The 20,793-nt window shown below is 62.8% G+C and carries 12 protein-coding genes and 1 tRNA gene; 5 read left to right on the forward strand and 8 right to left on the reverse strand.

Going from position 1 to position 20,793, the window contains the following annotated elements; translation table 11 throughout:
- Positions 1-647: 647 nt before the first annotated feature.
- The 3 genes from JQ597_RS18375 to JQ597_RS18385 all read right to left on the reverse strand — a co-directional run bounded on the left by JQ597_RS18375 (position 648) and on the right by JQ597_RS18385 (position 8,267).
- The gene (locus tag JQ597_RS18375) at positions 648-1,034 is read right to left on the reverse strand and encodes a response regulator (RefSeq protein WP_212265639.1); all 387 of its coding nucleotides are present in this window, start codon (positions 1,032-1,034) and stop codon (positions 648-650) included.
- Complete coding sequence (locus JQ597_RS18380) at positions 1,031-5,191, reverse strand: GAF domain-containing protein (RefSeq protein WP_249147976.1); 4,161 nt, start codon at positions 5,189-5,191, stop codon at positions 1,031-1,033. The genes JQ597_RS18375 and JQ597_RS18380 overlap by 4 nt, the downstream gene beginning before the upstream one ends.
- A gap of 1,153 nt (positions 5,192-6,344) precedes the next feature.
- Complete coding sequence (locus JQ597_RS18385) at positions 6,345-8,267, reverse strand: AsmA family protein (protein WP_212265641.1); 1,923 nt, start codon at positions 8,265-8,267, stop codon at positions 6,345-6,347.
- Positions 8,268-8,517: 250 nt separating this feature from the next.
- On the opposite strand from JQ597_RS18385, the gene JQ597_RS18390 reads away from it, so the two are divergent.
- Positions 8,518-9,225: a CoA transferase subunit A gene (locus JQ597_RS18390; RefSeq protein ID WP_212032631.1), complete on the forward strand. Its 708-nt coding sequence runs from the start codon at positions 8,518-8,520 to the stop codon at positions 9,223-9,225.
- A gap of 79 nt (positions 9,226-9,304) precedes the next feature.
- Positions 9,305-9,955, forward strand: a complete 651-nt coding sequence (locus JQ597_RS18395) for a 3-oxoacid CoA-transferase subunit B (protein WP_212032632.1) — start codon at positions 9,305-9,307, stop codon at positions 9,953-9,955.
- A gap of 152 nt (positions 9,956-10,107) precedes the next feature.
- On the opposite strand, the gene JQ597_RS18400 is transcribed toward JQ597_RS18395, so the two are convergent.
- From JQ597_RS18400 to JQ597_RS18415, 4 genes are all read right to left on the reverse strand, one after another.
- Positions 10,108-11,706 (reverse strand): ABC transporter permease, encoded by a 1,599-nt coding sequence (locus JQ597_RS18400; RefSeq protein WP_212265674.1) that lies wholly within the window; start codon positions 11,704-11,706, stop codon positions 10,108-10,110.
- 314 nt (positions 11,707-12,020) lie between these two features.
- Positions 12,021-13,049, reverse strand: coding sequence for a Fe(3+) ABC transporter substrate-binding protein (locus tag JQ597_RS18405; RefSeq protein WP_212265642.1), 1,029 nt, complete (start codon positions 13,047-13,049; stop codon positions 12,021-12,023).
- 194 nt (positions 13,050-13,243) lie between these two features.
- Complete coding sequence (locus JQ597_RS18410) at positions 13,244-14,200, reverse strand: threonine/serine dehydratase (RefSeq protein WP_212265643.1); 957 nt, start codon at positions 14,198-14,200, stop codon at positions 13,244-13,246.
- Between the two features lie 91 nt (positions 14,201-14,291).
- Positions 14,292-17,927 (reverse strand): sensor histidine kinase, encoded by a 3,636-nt coding sequence (locus JQ597_RS18415; protein WP_212265644.1) that lies wholly within the window; start codon positions 17,925-17,927, stop codon positions 14,292-14,294.
- A 368-nt stretch (positions 17,928-18,295) separates the two neighbouring features.
- Here JQ597_RS18415 and JQ597_RS18420 point away from each other — a divergent pair, with 368 nt between their 5' ends.
- From JQ597_RS18420 to JQ597_RS18430, 3 genes are all read left to right on the forward strand, one after another.
- Complete coding sequence (locus tag JQ597_RS18420) at positions 18,296-18,685, forward strand: phasin family protein (protein ID WP_212265645.1); 390 nt, start codon at positions 18,296-18,298, stop codon at positions 18,683-18,685.
- Between the two features lie 325 nt (positions 18,686-19,010).
- Positions 19,011-19,445, forward strand: a complete 435-nt coding sequence (locus JQ597_RS18425; RefSeq protein WP_212265646.1) for a phasin — start codon at positions 19,011-19,013, stop codon at positions 19,443-19,445.
- A gap of 227 nt (positions 19,446-19,672) precedes the next feature.
- Positions 19,673-19,750: transfer RNA gene (locus tag JQ597_RS18430), tRNA-His, on the forward strand.
- Between the two features lie 82 nt (positions 19,751-19,832).
- Here JQ597_RS18430 and JQ597_RS18435 read toward each other — a convergent pair.
- Positions 19,833-20,681, reverse strand: a complete 849-nt coding sequence (locus JQ597_RS18435; protein ID WP_212265647.1) for a hypothetical protein — start codon at positions 20,679-20,681, stop codon at positions 19,833-19,835.
- Positions 20,682-20,793: the final 112 nt, after the last annotated feature.

The following is a 20,793-nucleotide window of genomic DNA, read 5'->3' on the forward strand; positions in this document are numbered from 1 at the left end:
CAGGGAATGCCGGATGCGCGCTGCACCCGCGGTCTCATGTGCGTTCTGTGCTAAAAAAGCTGCACATGAGCATACAGGGCAGCGGAGAACATCCGACATTCCCTGCGCAGTGGCTTTACGGCTTATGACGCGCTCTCCCCGGTGAGACGGCCTCTATTGCCACCGTCACCCCTCGGAAGCGTTGGCTCCTTCAGAGCTTGACGCCGTTACGGGCGCCAGGACCACACGCTTTCACCGTACGCATCAGCCGCGACCGTCAATCGCAACGTCAACGTCCACCGCATCCCCGCCCCTCGTCATGACGACGGCCGACGCCCCTCTGAGTGGGACGGGATGGCTATTGATGTGCAGGTGATTTGGGTCGAAGGAAAGGGAAATATTTTTGATTTTCGGAAATTCTGGACTTGACATGATTTCTGACAATCGTAAGTGATTTGCCCGTCGGGTTGATTTGTCGCGCTCTCGCTTGCAGATTGCTATTGCGTACGCCTCGACGCAGTTCTCAGGGCGTAGGCAGATTGCGGGTGAATCAAGCGATCACCCGGCGTCTGCTTTACCCTGGACTACGGACGCAATTCAGGCGTGGTGTGAGGTCCGAAAAGTGCCAGAAGCGGACATCGACAGGTGGCGACGCGAGTTGGCGATCACTAAGCTTGGCCCAAGCGCGTATCGATTTCTGCTCTCAGCAGGGTGAAGTCGATGGGCTTGGTCAGCAACCCCGTCGCGCCGCCTTCCATCGCCTTCCGTCTGGTCTCGGGATCGCCATAGGCAGTGATCATGATGATGGGGACGTCGGGTCGCATCTCTCTGACTTTTGGTAGCATTTCAAGTCCGGTCATGCCGGGCATATTGATGTCCGAAAGAATCAATACCAGGGTCTGCTCGATTGAGCCTGCAATCCGCGCCAGAGCATCCGCCGCCGAAACGGCGAAGTCCATGACGAAACGTTGCGCCCTCAGATCGCGTCGGAATTGCTGGCGGAACAACGCCTCGACGTCGGGCTCGTCGTCGACCACAAGAACCAAAATGCTCACGCCTCACCTCGATCCCTGCCAGAAACATTGCTCTTTCTTGGCAGGACGATGATGAACTCTGTAAACTGCCCAGGCTCGGTCGTCACATCAATTCTGCCCCCGTGTTGCTTCACGATGATGTCGTGCGTCATCGAGAGACCAAGGCCGGTTCCTTCACCGGCTGGTTTGGTCGTGAAGAACGGGTTGAATATCTTCTCTTTGACATCATCTGGGATGCCGGTCCCGTTATCGCGAATACGGATTTCGACCTTGTCGCCGAGGTTCTTCGTCGTGGCGGAAAGCATTGGCTCGAAGACGTCACCAGTTTCCACTTTGCGTTTCGTCGCAGCGTAGAACCCGTTCGAGATCAGATTGAGCAGGACCCGCGTGATCTCTTGCGGATAGACGTCAGCCATGCCGACGGTCGGATCGAGATCGCGTTGGAAGGCAATACTGAAGCCTGCCTTTTCTGCTCGGGCACCGTGGTAAGCAAGGTTCAGACTCTCATCCAAGAGCGCATTGATGTCCGTGGGCCGCTGTTCGCCAGAGCCCTCGCGCGAATGCAGCAGCATGTTCTTGACGATGGAGTCGGCGCGCTTGCCGTGCTGCACGACTTTTTCGAGGTTGTCCTTCAAAAGCCGCGTCAACTCGTCGACTTCCGCCCGCATCTTGCCATCGAGCGGGGCCGGCTTGAGCACGTCGTTCAGCTCGTCCGTCAGTTCCGCCGACAGCGCCGAGAAATTATTGACGAAGTTGAGCGGGTTCTTGATCTCATGCGCGATGCCAGCCGTGAGCTGGCCGAGCGAAGCGAGTTTTTCAGTCTGGACCAGTCGCTCTTGCGCGCTGTGCAAGTCCTGTAGCGATCGAGTTAGATCATCCGTGCGATGCCGCAGCTCATTAAGGAGGCGTGTATTGTCAATAGCAATGACTGCTTGGGCAGCGAAGTTCGTCAGCAAATCGATCTGTTGATCCGCAAACGGCCGCACTTCCGTACGGTAGATGATAATTGCGCCTCTTAACTCACCGTTTTTGAGCATTGGGACACCGACAAGAGATCGTGCACCTCCGAAGGTACCGGCCGGGCCGGGGACAACCTCCGCAGCCTCGTCGGCTGTGTGGCTCGGTTGCTTTGTCCGCATAATCCGATCGAGCACTCCCGATGCAGGTCGAAAGGGTCCGCGTTGTTGCATGTATTTTGTATATTCTGCGGATGCGCCTCGAGCCGACACGTACTGAAATCCACTTACATCAAAAGTACATAGGACGCCGAACTGAGCCTCGCAGAGACGCACCGCGTTCTCCAGCAAAACTTGAAATACCGGCTCCAGCTCACCCGGCGAAGAACTGATGACTTTCAGCACGTCCACGGTGGCGAGCTGCTGCTGCAGCGCCTCCGTGAGGTCGCGCGTTTTTGCCTGCACCTCGTCAAACAGCCGAACGTTCCCGAGGGCGATTACTGCCTGATCGGCAAAGGTCTGCAGCAGAGCAATCTGTTTTTCGCTAAACGGCTGCACTTCAGTGCGGCGAAGCGCGATCGTTCCGATGCTTTCACCCTCGCGCAGCAAAGGTGCGCTCAAAACTGTGCGAATGCCCTGGTGGCGCGCTAGTTCTCGGCCCTCGGGGAACTCTTCGCCTTCGGAGGGAAGATCGTGCACATGGACCGGTACCCCATCGACGACAGTGCGTCCCATGACCCAATTCCGGTTAATCGGCCATTTCTCCATATCGATTGGTATTGATCCGTGGTGCGCGCTGAAGCGCAGGTCCTCGCCGTCTTTCAGGAACACAAGAGCGTCAGAGGCATCGCAAAGCTCGCAGGCAGTTTCGACGATTGCCTTAAGAACCGGCCTTACCTCAGTTGGCGAGGATGCGATAACGCTGAGAATCTTGCCGCTCCCTGTCTGGTAAGACAGCGCCTCGCTCAGATCGCGCGTCTTGGCCTGCACTTCTTGGAACAGACGAACGTTGCCGATGGCGATCACGGCCTGATCAGCGAAGGTTTGAAGCAAGGTAATCTGCTTTTCGCTGAACGGGTGAACTTCGGTGCGGCGAAGTACGATAGCGCCAATGCTTTCGCCTTCGCGCAGCAGCGGCACGCTGAGGATGGTGCGATGGCCCATGCGCAGCGACAGCTCGCGGCCATCGGTGAAGTCGGCGTGCTTCTCGTCGCTCAGATCCTCAATGTGAACCGGCGTCTGGTCGACGAAGGCGCGGCCGGCGGTCCAGCGGCGGTTGATCGGCCACTTCTCGATGCCGATCGGAATTGGTCCGTGATGCGCGCTGATCCGCAGATATTCGCCGTCCTGCAGCACCACCGTCGCATCATAAGCATCGCAAAGCTGGCAGGCGCTTTCGACAATGGCATTGAGAACAGGCCCTACGTCGGTCGGTGAGGACGCGATCACTCTGAGGATGTTGCTGCTCTCTGTCTGATAGGTCAGCGCCTCCGTAAGGTCGCGCGTCTTCGTCTGCACCTCGTCGAATAACCGGACGTTCTCGATCGCGATCACTGCCTGGTCGGCGAAGGTCTGGACCAATTCGATTTGCTTATCGCTGAAGGGGCGGACATCACGGCGTGCCAACACGAAGACGCCGATGGGTGCACCCTCGCGCAGCAAAGGGACACCGAGCCGCGTGCGCACTTCCGGATCTTGAAATCGGTAATTTTGGTCAGTCTGAGAGTCTTCGATATGAACGGTTTTACCTTCAAGCAAGACCCGTCCGATTGTGCTGCCCGTGCCCAGCTGGAACGAGCAGTTTTCAAGAAACACCTTCCTGGGAGGGGAAAGCCCACAGCTTGCCGTCAGGCGGTAGGCGTCATCTCTGGGCTGAAATATCGTGCCCTCGTCGGCTTCGCACAGGCGGGCCGCGGATACGACCAAAGTTTCCAACACAGTCTGCAGATCGAACGCCGAGCGGCTGATCACCTTGAGCACGTCAGCGGTGGCGGTCTGCTGTTGTAGAGACTCCGAGAGGTCGGCGGTCTTCGCCTGAACCTCCTTGAATAGGCGCACATTCTCGATGGCGATCACGGCCTGGTCGGCAAAGGTCCTAAGAAGGCTGAGTTCCTTCGGCGTGAATGCGGCATTTGGCTCGCGTAGCACCGAGATTAGGCCGATCCCCTGGCCCTCCCAGATCATTGGGGTCATTACGACGGAAAAATTGCCAAACACCTGAACCACGCGACGTATGCTCGAAGGTACGTCAGCACCATACATCACGTCGGGAAGATAGACTTGCCGTCGCTCGCCAAGGACGCGGGGAGCCGATGTCTGTTCGATTGGCAGCGGGTACACCTTGTCGATTGCTTCGTAGCCAGTTCCACGGCGTGCCGCCACATGCAGCAACCCATCGCCAGGAGCGAGAAAGATCGAAACCTGCCTGCAATCGAAAAGCCGTTCCGTGCTATCGAGTATGCGCTCGAAGACCGGCTGCGTGTCGGTCATTGACCTCCCGATCACCTGCAGCACTTCCGATGTGGCGGTCTGATGCTTCAACGCTTCCTGCGTTTCGTTGAACAGCCGGACGTTCTCGATGGCGATGACGGCCTGGTCGGCGAAGGTCTGCATCAGTTGCACGTGATGCTCGGCGAATGAACCTGTCGTAGCGCGGGTGATGCTGACGACGCCAATCGGCACGCCGTTGCTCATTAGCGGCACGAACAGCATGCTGCGGAAGCCATGCAGCCGCGCGATTTCCTTGATCGGCGCGTGCGGTATCTCTTCGGTGTCCGGGATCGGGAAGGGCTTGCCTTGCTGGGCCAGCCGGAACGCCTCGAACGCATCGACCGGCCTGGGAAAATCCGCTTGGAGGGCTGCATCGGCAGCCGGACTTACCGGGGTGAACGCGGCGAGATGCACAGTATCGTCGAGAAAGCGGAAGACTGCAGTGGAGAATCCGCCGAGCAGCCGGTTGGCGCTTGAGGCAATCGCCTCAAACACCGGCTGCACGTCCGACGGCGAAGAGGCTATGACCTTCAATATCTCGGCAGTCGCCGCCTGCTGCTCGCGGGCTTCCTTCAGGTCTTTGATCGGATCGGAGACCGAACGACGCTTAACTCGGGCGGCTGCTGGCGCAGTGCGGGGCTTGGTCTTGGTGGTCTTGCGGCCCTTTGCTGGGCTTGCGTTGCGGGCTTTCGCCTCGCTCTTCTTGCCGCCCGTTCTTGATGGCCGCGCCATGTCTGCCCCCAGGGTCAGGACGAGCATCTTATCGGGCTAGACCGTCCTTCAGAAGGGGCGGATTGGGCTGAGCCACAGGTGCCAGCAGGCCAGGCAAATGTCCGTTTCGGGTCATTTGCGGACGTGAGCCTCTGCGTCGGCGACTTCCGATTTGCCCCCAAAAGCAGACATCACGATCTTTGCCGGATTCCTGCTTGCTCCCAAGATCGGCTCGAGGAGATGGCGGAGGCGTTGTCCGTTGGGTGCTAGCTTGCGCCCGATCCAGGTGCCGGACTGAGCGGAGCGCCCCCTACCGAAAAGGGGCCGGCAGGCTTGGGAAGCGGAGGAGGAGTTGGAGGAAGAACTGGAGGGAGTACTTTTCGCGATGCCTGGATGACCCGCGTGCGAGGATTTGGACGTGGGATGCTGGAAGTCGTCAACGGTGGGATGCTGGAAGTCGTCAGCGGCGGCGCCTGATTCTGCAGAGAGCTCACCTGCGCCGTCAGCAAGGAGAGTTGACGGGTTATTCTTTTCAAATCCGCCTGTTGGGCTGCGGAGCTCTGCATGAGCGACATCAACACATCGGCGTTTTGCTCCTGCGACGTCTGAATGTCCCGCAGTCCCGCCCTGACAACCGGATCCGGTACGAGGACTGGAGCCGGGTTAGGTGGAGGAGGTGCAGCGACGCGTTTGAAATTTGGTGGGGAGAAGCGGCTGAAGTCCGGCAAGGAGAACCGGTCGACGCTCGGCAAAGAGAACTGATTGAAATCCGGCAGAGAGAGTCCGCGAAAACTCGGCAAGGAATTGGCGGTGGCGGCACCCATGATGGCCAGGGCAGCCAGGGACACCGCTATCACCGGCGCCCGGTTTGAGGCCACCTGCGGTGGCGCCTCGGGCTGTTTGCCCCCTTGCGTTTCCCTGCCCGGTGCTTCGGCCACCTGTGTTCCCTACGTCTCAGCCCGGTCGCGAGATTCTTCCCATCACCGGTCAGCAAAAGAGCCATCGTGGTGACAAACCAGCAATGGCTCGCGCGCGCTTGCCCACCTGAATTCGGCTCAAATCATGGGCTCGTATGGTTAATGTTCAGTTATTCCGGAAGACCAGCTGACGTCGGTGCCCGTCCGGGCCAGGTCGAAAGCGTTCATCGTGAACAGGCTTGTCTGTCCTGCCGTCGTCAGTTCGGCTTCGTGGCACCTTCTGCCGCCGCAGGTGCCGCCGGCCTTGGACCGCCGCCGGTGATCCGCTCGATCACCGAGCGCACGGCGTCGCGGGTCTTGCGATCCTTCACTGCATCCAGCAGCGGGGCTGCGCCCGGCGAGCGGCGGATCAGGCTTTCGGGATCGGGGAACACCAAGGGATCGTCCCACGGGCCCTGCACCACGAACGGCAGGTCGAAGCCGGGCGGCGCGTTGGGGGCCGCGGTCAGGCTGGCGACGCCCTTCAGATCGTATTCGCGCGCCGGCACCGAGGCGGTGCCGGTCAGCGTGAGCCGCGTCGTGGGACCCTCGACGCGGACGTCTTCGGCGGTCGCGATGCCATCGTTGAACTTTACCGCCACGTTGAGCGTATCGAACGGCGTCGAGCCGTTGCGGAAATTGCCGCTGCCGGACAGCGGCCGCCGTTCCAGCCGCTTCAACAGCTGCTCGACATTGAAGCCCGCGATCGCGCCGTCACGGCCGGTCAGGGTAGCGGTGCCGTCGAGCGAGGTGACGAGCCCGAACGGACTGGAGCCCGAGGCCACCAGCGAGACATTGAGATTGCCGCGGCCGGAGAGCTTGTTGATACCGAACAATTCGGATGCGCAGGCGTGCAGGTCGACATCGGTGAACTGGAACTGGGCCTTGACGTCGGCGATCGCGTCCGAGCGCGCGACGCCGAACGTGCCCTTGGCGATGCCGCCATACATCTGCGCCTCGGCGACCGAGAGCGCGAGCGCGCCGCCGCGCAGATTGGCGCCGAAGGCGGTGCGGCCGAGCTTGGTCGAGCCGACCGTGACCTTGGCGGCCGACAGCCGCATGTCGAGATCGGTGGTCGACAATGAGTTCAGGTCGAACAACTGCCGATTCCAGTCACGCGCGCCGCTCGCCAGCAGGCGGAAGGTCGAAATGTAAGGCGTGAAATCCAGCGCCCCGGCGGCCAGCGTCGCCTGCAGCGTCTGCCGGCCGTTATTGGCGAAGGTCATCACGCCTTCGGCGACGTTGCCGTCGAGTTCGACATTCACATTGGTCAGCGCAACGGAACCGCCGACCACATTGGCGCGGGCCTTCAGCGCGAAGCGGCCGAAGCCGCCGCCGGGCGGCGACTGTCCCATCCAGCGCAACGCGTTGCGCAGCGACGGGCTGTCGATCGTCACCGTGCCTTCCATCATCAAGCTGGTGCGGTTGGCGAGCGCGCCATCGAATGCCAGTTTGAGCGGCGCGCTGACCAGCCGCGCCTTCACGCCGGAGCGATCGCCCGACAGCAGCGCGACGAAATCGCTGGCGCTGACCGAGCCATCGACGCGCTCGCCGCGCCAGTCGAACTGCCCGGTGGCGGCGAACGAACGCGAGATCGACGGCCAGGCCAGCGACAGGTCGATATCGCTTAGCGCCTCGGAGACCTGGCTGGTGGCGTCTTCATAGTTGAGCACGCCGTCCTGGATCCGGATCTCGGAGAACGACACCTGATTCTCGGCGCCCGGCTTCATGGCGCGCGCGATGGTCTCGACGAACGGCGTCCAGTTGCTCTCGCCATTGCCGTCCCTGACGACGCGGATATGCGGCCGCAGCATCATGACGTCGGCGATCTCGAACCGTCGCAGCAACAGCGGCAGCAAGCGCAGATTCGCCGTCAGCACGTCGACCTGCAGCGCGGGATCGACGGTGGCGCCGCCCTTCAGCCTGACATTGTGAAACGAGACATAGCTGCCGGGAAATACCGAGACGTCGATCGCACCCGAGACGACCAGATCGAGCCCGGTGACGGCGCGAATCTGCGCCTCGACCGCCTGGCGCAGCGCGTCCCGGTTGAGGAACCAGGAGGTCCCGATCAGGCCGATCAAAGCCAAGCCGAGAAACGCCGCAATCGGCATCCCCAGGCGCTTCATTCCTTGGGCCATCGTCAAAGACATATCCAGGTCGGGTTGAGGTCGAGGGTTTGGTTGTCCGGGGCGGCCGCGCCTAGCTTTCAGCCCTTGCCAACCCACGCAACCTGAAGGGTTTTCTTGACGCTTTCAAGGCCATCCTGGCGTTGTGAACCGCGGCCGATGGTCCAGAAGCGCGCGCATTGACGCAGTGCGAAGATTTCGCCTAATAATCCTTAAGATTATGCCGGCCTTAAGCCGTTTCCTCCATCAGGTCAGACATCCCATGAACAAGGTTTACCCCGACGCCAAATCGGCACTCGATGGCGTTCTGAAGGACGGCATGATGATCATGTCGGGTGGTTTCGGTCTTTGCGGTATCGCCGAGACCCTGTCGGACGCGATCCGCGAATCCGGCGTCAAGAACCTCACCGTCATCTCCAACAATGCCGGGGTCGACGGCATCGGGCTGAGCCGGCTTCTGGAGACCCGGCAGATCAAGAAGATGATCTCGTCCTATGTCGGCGAGAACAAGCTGTTCGCCCAGCAATACCTCGCCGGCGAACTGGAACTCGAATTCAATCCGCAGGGCACGCTGGCCGAGCGCATCCGCGCCGGCGGCGCCGGTATCCCGGCCTTCTTCACCAAGACCGGCGTCGGCACCCTGATCGCCGAAGGCAAGGAAGTGAAGGAATTCGACGGCGAGAAATACATCATGGAGCGCGGCCTGTTCGCCGACCTCGCCATCGTCCACGCCTGGAAGGGCGATACCGCCGGGAACCTGGTCTATCGCAAGACCGCGCGCAATTTTAACCCGATGATGGCAACCGCTGCCAAGATCACCATCGCCGAGGTCGAGCATCTGGTGCCGGCCGGCGAGATCGACCCCGATCACATCCACACGCCCGGCATTTTCGTCAAACGCATCATCGACGTCGGCACCGGCAAGAAGCGGATCGAGTTCCGCAACACCCGTCCGCGTCCCGCGGCGTAACCAAATTACAGCGCATGATCCGGAAAAGTGGACACCGGTTTTCCGACAAGATCATGCGCCAACAATAGTGGAGAGCCCCATGGCCTGGACCCGTGAACAGATGGCCGCTCGTGCCGCGAAAGAGTTGCGCGACGGTTATTACGTCAATCTCGGCATCGGCATTCCGACGCTGGTCTCGAACTACATCCCCGACGGTATCGACGTCAGCCTGCAGAGCGAGAACGGCATGCTCGGCATGGGCCCGTTCCCCTATGAGGGCGAGGAAGACGCCGACCTGATCAACGCCGGCAAGCAGACCGTGAGCGAACTGCCGTCGACCAGCTATTTCTCGTCAGCCGAATCCTTCGGCATGGTGCGCGGCGGGCATATCGATCTGTCGATCCTCGGCGCGATGCAGGTGGCGCAGAACGGCGACCTCGCCAACTGGATGATCCCCGGCAAGATGGTCAAGGGCATGGGCGGCGCGATGGACCTCGTCGCCGGCGTCAAGCGCGTCGTCGTCGTGATGGAGCATTCCGCCAAGGACGGCCCGAAACTCCTGAAGACCTGCAATCTGCCGCTGACCGGCGAGAAGGTCGTCGACATGGTGGTGACGGATCTGGCTGTCTTCACCATCGACAAGCACGGCAAGGACGGCATGGCGCTGATCGAGCTCGCCGACGGCGTCACGCTGGACGAGGTCAAGGCCAAGACCGAAGCCGAATTCCGCGTCGCGCTGAAGAACGCGTAAGGCGCGACAAAATTCTATGGTCGTCCCGGCCTTGCGCCGGGACCCTCGCGGCGGCCTCTCGTTTGCGCGCTGTAGGAGAGACCTTCTTCAAGCAATAGACGACCGGGGTTATGGGTCCCTGCGTTCGCAGGGACGACGGAAGCCTTTGCCACCTACGCCGGTCCTGACGGCACGTCGGAGAACCGCGTCAACCACGCCACCGGGCCGATGCTGGCGGCGACGATCAGCAGCGCGGCGAGCGCGCCGTCCTCAAAACTGCCGCGGCTGGCGAACTGGTAGATCGAGGTCGCCAGCGTATCGACGTTGAGCGGACGCAGCAGCAGCGTCGCCGGCAATTCCTTCAGACAGTCCACGAACACGATGATGACGGCGCCCAGCATCGCCGGCCGGAGCAGCGGCAGATGGATCAGCCGCATCGTGGTGGCTTGCCTTGCGCCGGCGGCGCGCGCGCTGTCGTCGTAGTCGTGCGGGATTCGCTCGAAGCCTGCCTTGATCAGTCCGGTCGGCACCGCCAGGAAGCGGATCACATAGGCGATCACGACGGCTGCTCCCGAGCCGACCAGGATCAGCCCCGGCAACGAACCTCCGAGCCATCCGCCGAGCGCGCTCAGGCCATTGTCGATCGCGAGCACCGGGGTCAGCAAGCCCAGCGCGAGAACCAGGCCGGGCAGGGCGTAGCCGGTTTGCGAGATGTTCATCGCAACGAGGCGCACCGGATCCGGGCGCCAGCGCCAGGCCAGGATGGTGGCAAAGCCGAGCCCGAGCGCAATCAGCGTCGCCAGGGTCGCGAACGCTACCGAATTGAAGGCATCGCGTCCCAGCGTCATGTCGAAATTGGTCAAGAGCCCGCGCTTGAAACTCTGCTGCAGCAGAAACAGCACTGGTACGATGAAGCCGAGCAGCACGGGCGTGAGGCAGGCGACGAACGCCCACCAGCCCCGGCTGCCGTGCAATCGCGTGCGCGGCGTCAGCCGCGGGCTCTCGGCGGAAAACCCGGTCGCGACATTGCGGCGGCCATAACGTTCGATCGCGATCAGGCCGGCCACGATCGCCAGCATGAAGCAGGACAATTGCGCCGCGCCGGCGAGGCTGCCGCGGTTGAGCCAGGTCGTGAAGATCGACACGGTGAGCGTACGGACGCCGAGATATTCGCTGGCGCCGATGTCGTTCAACGTTTCCAGCGACACCAGCGCCACGCCGACCGCCAGGGCCGGCCGTGCCATCGGCAGCGAGACGCGGAAGAATATCTGCAGGCGGCTGGCGCCGAGCGTTCGCGCGGCCTCGGCGAATTCGGCGCTCTGGAACTGAAACATCGTCCGCGCCGAGAGATAGACGTAAGGGTAGAGCACGAGCCCGATGACGATGATCGCGCCTGGCATCGAACGCAGATTGGGCAGGGCGGCCACCGTGTCGCGCAGCGGAAACCAGATCGCCAGCGTGCGATGAACGAGGCCGAGCGGTTCGAACAGGTCGGCATAGACGTAGGCGGCGATGTAGGTCGGGATCGCCAGCGGCAGCGGCATCAGCCACAACAGCAGCGCGCGGCCGGGAAAGTCATGCAGCGAGATCAGCCACGCGGTGCCGGCGCCGATCACAAGCGCCAGCGCGCCGACGCCGAACAGCAACAGCGAGGTGTCGAGCATTGCCCGCGGCAACACATAGGCGATCAGATCCCGCCACAGATCGGGCGCGGGGTTCATCGCCAGCGCGATGACCGCGATCACGGGCGCGGCGACCATGATCGCGGTCATGACCGCGATGGCCGCCGAGATCCGTCCGGCGTGCGCGGAAGGGTTCACGGGAGGTCACATGTGAATGGGGAAAGTCGGTGTATTGGCTGGTGGAGGTGGGCTCCCTCCCCCACGCACCCGGGGTTTACCCCGGTTGCGTACTTTGAGTTTGCGCAAGTCGGGCAGGCCCGACTTGCGTCGGGGGAGGGCAGGGGAGAGGGGTAAGCCACGCGCACTGCCGTTGCCGCCACCCCTCTCCCTAACCCTCCCCCGCAAGGGGGGAGGGGACGCAATTGCGGTCGCCGCGCGATCACGATGCTATCGCTTCACGAACATCAATTATCAAAGCCGACCTTGTCTACCAGCGTCGCGGCCGCCTTGCGATTGGCGGCGATCTTGGCGATCGGCAGGGTATCGGCGTTGAGTTTGCCATAGCCCGCAATCGTCGGGTTGATGGCGACGCCGGCGCGCACCGGATATTCGTAGTTCTGGTCGGCATACATCTGCTGCGCCTTTTCACCGGCGAGCCATTCGATCAGCTTGAGGCCATTGGCCTTGTTCGGCGCGTGCTTGGCCAGCAGCACGCCGGACAGATTGACGTGGGTGCCGCCGCCCGCAAAGGTCGGCAGGATCACCTTGGTGGCTTCCGCCCACGGCTTCTTTTCGGGATCGTTGTTCATCATCAGCGCCCAGTAATAGGTGTTGCCGATGCCGATGTCGCACTTGCCGGCGGCGACGTCGCGCGCGGCCTCGCGATCTCCGCCCGAGGGTTTCTGCGCCAGATTGGCTTTGACGCCGCGCAGCCATTCCTCGGCTTTGGCCTCGCCGTATTTCGCGGTGTAGGCCGCGAACAGTCCGTTGTTGTAGATGTGCTGGCCGGAGCGGATGCAGATCTTGCCCTTCCACTTGGGATCGGCGAGCTCTTCATAGGTGATGGCGTCCTGCTTGACGCGATCCTTCGAGGCGTAGATCACGCGCGCGCGCATCGAGATGCCGGCCCAGTGTCCGTCGGGATCGCGATATTGCGCCGGCACGACCTTGTCGATCGCCTCCGACTTGATCGGCTGGGTCACGTCGGCCTTCACGGCCTCGTCCATGCGGCCGATATCGACCGTCAGCAGCACGTCGGCCGGGCTGTTGGCGCCCTCGGCCTTCATGCGCTGCTCGAGCCCTGAACTCGCCGAGACGACGTTGACCTTGACGCCGGTGTCCTTGGTAAAGGCATCGAACAGCGGCTGGATCAGCTTGGTTTCGCGATAGGTATAGACGTTGACTTCGCCGTTATCGGCGGAAGCCGTGGTGATGGCGGACGAGGCCAAACCAAGCAACGCCGCTGATGCGGCGAAGACGCGAAATTTGATCATGAGGGCTGCTCCGGCAGGCACGAGGATGATGCCGGTTTCACTAGCCCAGCGGATAGCGCGCACGAAGCGCCGCGATGTCGCGACTGCATTCTTTTAGAGTGATTCCAGATTATAGTTTAGAAGCGTTCCAAATGTGTCGCTCGACGTTGGCCCACTCCATGCCTCATCGACAACAGCTAGGGGTGTTCGCCTTCTCAGCGCGTGATGTCGAAATTCACCGCGGCCGTGTTGCCGCCACTGACGACGACGGCCACGCGTTCGCCGTCGGCCGGCCGATAGGCGCCGGACAGAATCGCCGAAAAGGCGGCGGCACCTCCCGGCTCCGCCACGATGCGCAAGGTGCGCCACAGCGTCTGCTGCGCCTCGGCGATCGCGTCGTCGGTCACCAGCACGGTGCGCGGCGCGTATTTCTGCGCGATCGGAAACACAATTTCGCCGACGCGGCGCGGCGCCAGCGAATCCGCCGCCAGCCCGCCGGCCTCCGCATCGACGGGATGTCCGGCCTCCAAAGCCCTGGTCAGCGTCGGCGACGCAAACGGCTCGACACCGATCACCTTGATGCGGCCGGCGTACCAGGCCGCTATCCCCGCAACCAGCCCGCCGCCGCCAACCGCAACGAGGACCGTGTCGATGGTGGGAAGTTGTTCGTCGAGCTCCAGGCCGATCGTTCCCTGCCCCATGATGGTTTCGTTCTGGTCGAATGCGTGAACCGGCAGCGCGCCGGTTTGCTGCGCCCATGCTTCGCTTCCGGCGAGCGCATCCGCATAGCCATCGCCCTCAATGGTGAGGTCCGCGCCGTACTCGCGGATGCGCTTGATCTTGGCCGGAGAAGACACGCTGGGAACGAAAATCTTGGCCGGTATGCCGAGCCTCATCGCAGCATAGGCGACGGCAGCGCCGTGGTTGCCGCCCGACGCTGCGACGACGCCCGCTTTGGGGATCGCTCGGGTCAACAGATTGGTGAAGGCGCCGCGGGCCTTGAACGCTCCCGAGTGCTGCAGCAATTCGAGCTTGAGGCAGATTGTGGCGGCCGACAGCCCGAACTCGCGGCCATCGGTCTCGATCACGGGCGTGCGCCTGATATAGGGCCGGATGATCTTCTCGCACGCTGCGATGGCTTGCGGCGTTACGGCTTCACCAAGTCCATCCATGGCAGTCTCCCGCAGCTTGCAAGCCACAAGTGTCACGAAGCCCGCATCGCGAAACTAAAAACCCGTTCTCGCAAAAATTTGACGGCCGCGCTCAGGCCTTCGCGGTCGTGTGCGCGAACACCACCTCGATCAGCGTGCCCGAGCGCGCGCCGGTCTTGATCTGGAATCGGGCGCGGTTGGCTTCGACCAGCGCTTTGGTCAGCGACAGGCTGACGCCGGCGCCCTCGGAGGCCTGATCGGATGGTGCCGGGGTGCGGAACGGCTCCAGGGCGGCGGCGACTTCGTTGTCGTTGAGGCCGTGGCCGGTATCGCGGACCCGCAGCATTACCTCGCCGAAATCGGACAACGCCGTGGAGACGATGACCTGGCCGCCGGCATTGGCGAGATGAATCGAATTGCCGATCAGGTTGAGCGTGATCTGGCGCAACGCGCGCGCATCGGCGACCACCGGCGGCAGCGTGTGCGCCAGCGAGGTGCGGATGATGATGCGTTCGCGGTTGGCCTGCGGCTGCATCACGGCGACGCAACTCTCGACCAGTTCGTTGAGATTCTGGTTGGTGAACGACAGATCGAGCTTGCCGGTCTCAATCCTCGATAGATCAAGCAGGTCGTTGATGATCGAGATCACCCTCTCGCCGGAAGCGCGGATGTCCTTCATGTATTCGACATAGCGCTCATTGCCGAGCGCACCGAAACGTTCGCCGATCATCACTTCGGAGAAGCCGATGATGGCGTTGAGCGGCGTGCGCACCTCATGGCTGATGCGGGCCAGCACGTCCGCCTTGGCGCTGGCGGCGCGCTCGGCGAGGCGCCGCGCTTCCCGCAACTCGTTCTCGCTCTGCTTGGCCTGCGACAGGTCGCGGAACACCGCGAAGAAATTCGGACCATCGGCCTTTGTCCGTCCCATGGTCATCGACAGCGGAATGAAGCCGCCCTTGCTCTCGCGCCCAAGCGTCTCGCGGCCGTGCTCGAGCAGGCTGGCGACACCTTCGGATTTGATGCTGGCGAGATAGTCGAACACCTCGTGCTGGCTTTCCGGCGCGAACAGATCCGCCAGATTGCGCCGCGCCAGGTCCTCGCCGTCATAGCCGAACAGCGCTTCGGCGCTGCGATTGACGGAGCTGATGTTACCCTCGGCGTCGAACATCACGATGCCTTCGGCTGTGGTGTCGAGGATGGCGCCAAGCTCTTCGGCATCGGCGTGGCCCGCGGGCAACGGTTCGGCGGCCGGCGGTTCGGCAACCGGCACAGCTTCCGCGATCGCGGCGGCGACGGCCGCCGCTTCGCCGCGCGCACCCGAGAAGATCAAAGCGAGCGCGGAATCGCCGTCCCATGAAATCGTGTAGAGGCGCGCGTCAGTCGCCGCCGGTGGCGTCGATGCGGGCCCTTCCGGGTCTTCTTCCGAGCCTTGTTCCGCAGGTTTCGGCTGGCTCGCGGAGATCATCACCGGCGTGCCGGTGTCCGACGTCGAGGGCGCGTTGGAGACGCCGGGCTCGACATAGAGCGCATCGAGGCCGCCGGCATCTTCCAGCGCATGCAGGCTCGGATAGCCCATCTGCGTGAGGAAGGCGGGATTGGCGTAGAGCAGCCGGTCGAGCCGGTAGATCAGAATGCCGACCGGCAGCAAGTCGAGCAGCGCCTTGTCGCGCCTGCTTTCGCCGCGCGCCGGCGGCTCGGATGGTGCCAGCCATTCCGGCTGCACCGGGGCATCGCTCGCGGCTTCCTGTGAAGCTGCCGCATACGCGTCCGTCGATGCGGTGTTCTCGACCACGGTTTCATCGAGGCCGGTGACGGCCTGTGCCGTCTCATTGCCGTTCTCGTTCTCGAGCCGCGCCGACAATTGCCGCGCGAGTTCGTTGAAGGCGCTGTTTTCGACCGGCGTCAGCGATGGCGGCTTGGCGTCGCCGGGCGGGCGGAACGGCAGAACGTTCTTCGGCGTTTCCGCCTGCATTTCTGCCAGAGTATCCTTTGGGGTATCCACGGCGGCATCCAGATCGGTTGGGTGTGAAATCTCGGAAGCAATCGGCTCGGGCAATTCCGTAACGGGAGGCGACGCAACGCTGGTCTCGATGACAAATTCCGCGGGCGGGTCATCTGCCGCGGTCGGCTGCGCGGTCACGTTCTCGCTGAAATTTTCTTGCGGCAACGCTTCTTGAGGCGCGTCCTCCGCGGACGGATCCTGCGCGGGCAACTCTGGGCCGACCGAATCCGACGCTGGGCCTGCCTGGACGATATCAGCCGAGTGCGGTTCCGGCGCGACCGGCGCGGGTGCTCCACCGAAGAATTCGTAGCGGCGCAAGGCGGCCAGCCGTGCCAGGCCGTCGAGATCGCGGCAAACGCCGAAGCCGCGAAAGCCGGCAAAATGGCGTGCGCGATCGAAGATCGGCAGGCCCGACAATTCGACCGGCAGCCGCGCGCCGCCATCGACCGGCCAGTTCAGCGTGATGCCGCTCCAGGTCTGGCGCGTGGCAAACGCCTTCATCACGCGGCCTTCGGGATCGAGCCCGAAGGCTTCCGCGATCTCGCTCCACAACCGGCCGAAGCCGGCGGTGGTGTGGGGGCCGATCAGCCGGGTGAATTCATCGGCGCCGAGCGTGAAGCGGCCTTCCTGATCCATCTGCCACATGAAGCGCAACGGAAGCCGCCGCGCATGCGGTGACGGCTCTTCGAACCAGGACGGCGCCTTGACGGGGGCGGCGGCGGTCGGCGCTATCAGGTTTTCGGCTGATGATTCAGGCGCGGCGTCGGCGGCGAATGAGGGCGTGGCTTCGGCGGCGATCGCTTCGACGTCAGGCGATGGTTCAGGCGGCAACGCGGCGGATGGTTTGCTGCTGGACGGCGCCGCCGCGGCGACCGGCTCGGTTTCGGGTTCTTCTTCCGGCGCCTCTGCGAGCGCGTCGAACAGCGCCAAGGCGGCCGGCGCTTCGCCCATGGGGGCGGGCTGCGGCGGTACGGGTGCGGGATCGTTCGCGACAACGCCCGCCACCGGCGGCTCGAGTGGTTCAGGCAATTCTTCTTGCGGTTGCTCTTCTTGCGGCTGCGCCGCCGCGACGGGCTCCGGCGCTGCGGCGTGCACGGCGTCCGGCACGATCAGCGCGACGAGACCGATGTCGGCGCCAGCGCCAACCCGTTGCACCACCATGCGGCCGATGTCGATCGCGGTTGCGACGGCGCCCTGTTTCAGCGCGTCCTGGCGCGCATCGTCGAGGCCGGCCTCGACCAGATTGTGAAAGCCGAGCAGGGGACGCGCCGTATCGCTGGTGCCGATCAGGATGCCGTCACGGGTAAACGCCGCGACTGGCATCGCGAGACCCTCGACCAGCCGCTGCAGCCGTTCCTTCAGCGGCATGGCGCGGCCTGAGATGTTGCCGGCAGCAACCAAAATACCGTGGCTGCCATCGGGCAGATCGAGCCGCGAACAGCCGCAGGTCGCGAGCATGCCGGGCGCCGCGCCAAAACCTTGCAGCCGCTCCAGCCGGACCGCGCCGTTCGCAAGCAGGCGGCCGGCGAGCCGCGCGATCTGCCGCCGATGCGGATCGGCCGGTCCGAAAATTTTCCCCGCCAGCGCCGTGCTGTTGGCCGTGCCGAACAAGCGTGCGCCGACCGGATTGGCCCACAGAACCCGCGTGCCGTCGCTCGACCACAGCCATGCGGCCAGGGTGCTCGTCGCGTGCACCGCCAGCCGCGGATCGCCGAGCGCTAGCATCTGGAGTTCGGCATTATTCATCAGCGCGACATGACCGTGGACGTGAGCCTTCTGCTCGAAGATGATTTTTGCGAATCGGCGGCCAAACGCTGACTGCCCTGCAGGATCGCAAGTGGATCGCCAGTATCGCAAGCGCGGCGCGGCAGGTCCACGGCCGGGCGGACCCAAGCGGTATTCTAAGCCGCGATAACCTTAATCCAGCTGAACCGAATCGGCCTCTGCGGCGTTGAGCTTGTTGCAAAAGACCGCCGGGGGTTCACGATGTGAACCCGAGGCCCTCCGCCCAAGGTGCACGATGCGGAACCGCCGACACGGCATCATACCGGTGAGGTCTTTTAGCGATACCTGGACGCCTGCCAAGCAGCCCCCAACACCACAGGAGTGGGACCATGAGCGACGATGGCCGTTTCGAGATTCCAAAGGAAATGCGATCGATGGCGGAGGCTAGCTTCGAGCAGGCCCGCCAGACCTTCGAGAAATTCCTCTCTTCCGCGCATCAGGCCGCGGGCTCGTTCGAGGACCATGGCGCCGCCGCGCGCACCAACGTCAAGGAAATCGGCAGCAAGGCGGTCGCCTTCGCCGAAAAGAACGTTCAGACCTCGCTGGACTACGCGCAAGCGCTGCTGAAGGCCAAGGATCTGACCGAGGTGATGCGGCTGCACAGCGAGTATGTGCAGGGCCAGATGCGTGCGCTGGCGGAGCAAGCCAGCGAGATGGGTCAGATCGTCAGCCGCGCCGCGATGGATGCGGCGAAGCCCAAGAGCCCAGGAGAGGCCTGAGGACACATGCTTCAAAAGTCCCGCCTATTCTACTTTAGGATTTAGAGACTAGAAATACACTCAAAACAGGCAATGTATGCCGCAGTGCACATTGTTTTGCTTTGCGTTGCACAAAATTGACATGATAAGGGTGTTTATTGGGCATGCCCGACGATGGGCACTCCCCAAGACCGGAGTTCGATCCGGAAATATGTACCAGTATTCCGAGAAGATCGTGCTCAGACAAGCAGAGACCGTGTGATCCAGTACGGCGCTACCGGCGTTTTCACCGGTGGCGTTCGCAAGGGGTCACCACAATTCACCCCGTTGCGAAGGAAGCATGCGAATGACCAGTTCGACCGATCCGTTCTCCGCCTCCATCATTCCATTCGAAGTCCCCGAGCAGATGCGTGCGTTCGCTGAAAAGGGCGTTTCGCAGGCGCGCGACAACTACGCCAAGTTCAAGGATGTGGCCGAGAGCCATAACGGCACCATGGAAGCCGTGTTCACCTCGGCCAACAAGGGCGCCAGCGCCTACTCGGCCAAGCTGTTCGAGTTCTTCAAGGCCAACACCACGTCCTCGCTCGACTTCGCGCAGGACCTGCTCAGCGTGAAGACGCCGGCAGCTGCCATGGAGCTGTGGACCTCGCACGCCAAGAAGCAGTTCGAGACGTTTTCGGCCCAGGCCAAGGAACTCGCTGAACTCGGCCAGAAAGTTGCGACCGAAACCGTCGAACCGATCAAGGCGTCGGCCGCGAAGTACCAGCAGCCGGCCGCCTGAGCCCGCATTAAGGTTTGAAGAAGCCCGGGCAGGTCAGCCCGGGCTTTTTTGTTGCCCCCGGGCCGGTCCTTCGCAGGGGTGGGCCATCGATGCCCCGAAGCAAATGAACTTTGTCTGCCCCCGAAACGACTGATAATCGGGTGGCTGGTGGCCTTGCCAAAGCGTGGCGTTGCACCTAGTTTCCCGCCCATTCGCGACCCCCTTTTTTCGTGGGGCTCGCGCAGGATGCAGTTGTAGCTCAGTCTGGTTAGAGCGCCTGTCTGTGGAACAGGAGGTCGGTGGTTCGAGCCCACCCAACTGTACCAACCCCATCGCGGATATTCCCGGAGAGCGTCGGATTCGTTGCGCTGGCCGCAGCGCCTGTCCGGCCAATGATGCCTGACCGGATCAGACCGGCACGCCCTTCACCTGATGGCCGATCCAGCCGAACAGCCGCGATGCGGTCGCGGCGGCCAACACCGTCGCCAGCAACTCGATCGGGCTGTTGAGCGCAATTCTGGCTGCGCTCCACCAGCTGGGCAGATCGTCGAGGTCGCCGATCAAGCCGACCGCCAGGAACCCGGCCAATACCGGCAGCAGCACAATAAAAAAACTTTTCAGGATCAACCAGCTTCGAGCCTTCGTATCCGCCAGCACATTGCGCAGCGAGGCACCGGGCGCGTCAACCGCGATCGCCGGAAAAAGAATAGCCAGCCGCACCAGGACGACGACGACGACGATCGCGGTTGCGATGGTCGCGATTGAAACTGCGTCCTCGGACGGCGTGATCAGGCCTAGCAGGTAGGGTGGAAGGGTGATGAGCGCCCACAGCACGACGGTCCAACCGAGCAAACGCCGGAAGCGTGGCGCGAATATCGCGAAATCGTAGCCGGAAGTGGTTTCGCGGAGGATCAACAGGCGGTAGATCGCGATCTCAAGCGGAAGAATCAAGATGGTCTTGATCGCATCGAGGCCTTCCCGGAGCACCGGGTTGTCAGCGATAACAGGCGCAACGAATCCCAGAATCCCCACGGCAAGATAGATCAGCAGGCCGACCAGGGAGAGGAAGCGCAGCCGAACAAACACGTCGAGCATGCCATTCCACACCGAGCGGAAGGTGGCCCCGAAGGATAGGTCAGGTTGGTCGGCCAACGATTTATCCTTCGGCTCCGCGAACTGATCGCGGCAAGCTATGCGGTTAGCAGGCCCTTCTGAAAAGGTCATTGCGTTGCCCAGCTTGCCAATTCCCCAATTCACCGCCCATTCTGCCGCCCGTCCGCCCGGTGAAATCAGCGCTGGTCGCCGCACTTGTGCTGTGGCCTGTTGTCCACCCCTGCTTGCCAATCCCGGGCGGTTCACCCACAATTCG

This window comes from Bradyrhizobium sp. AUGA SZCCT0177 (assembly GCF_018130125.1).
Taxonomy (GTDB): domain Bacteria; phylum Pseudomonadota; class Alphaproteobacteria; order Rhizobiales; family Xanthobacteraceae; genus Bradyrhizobium.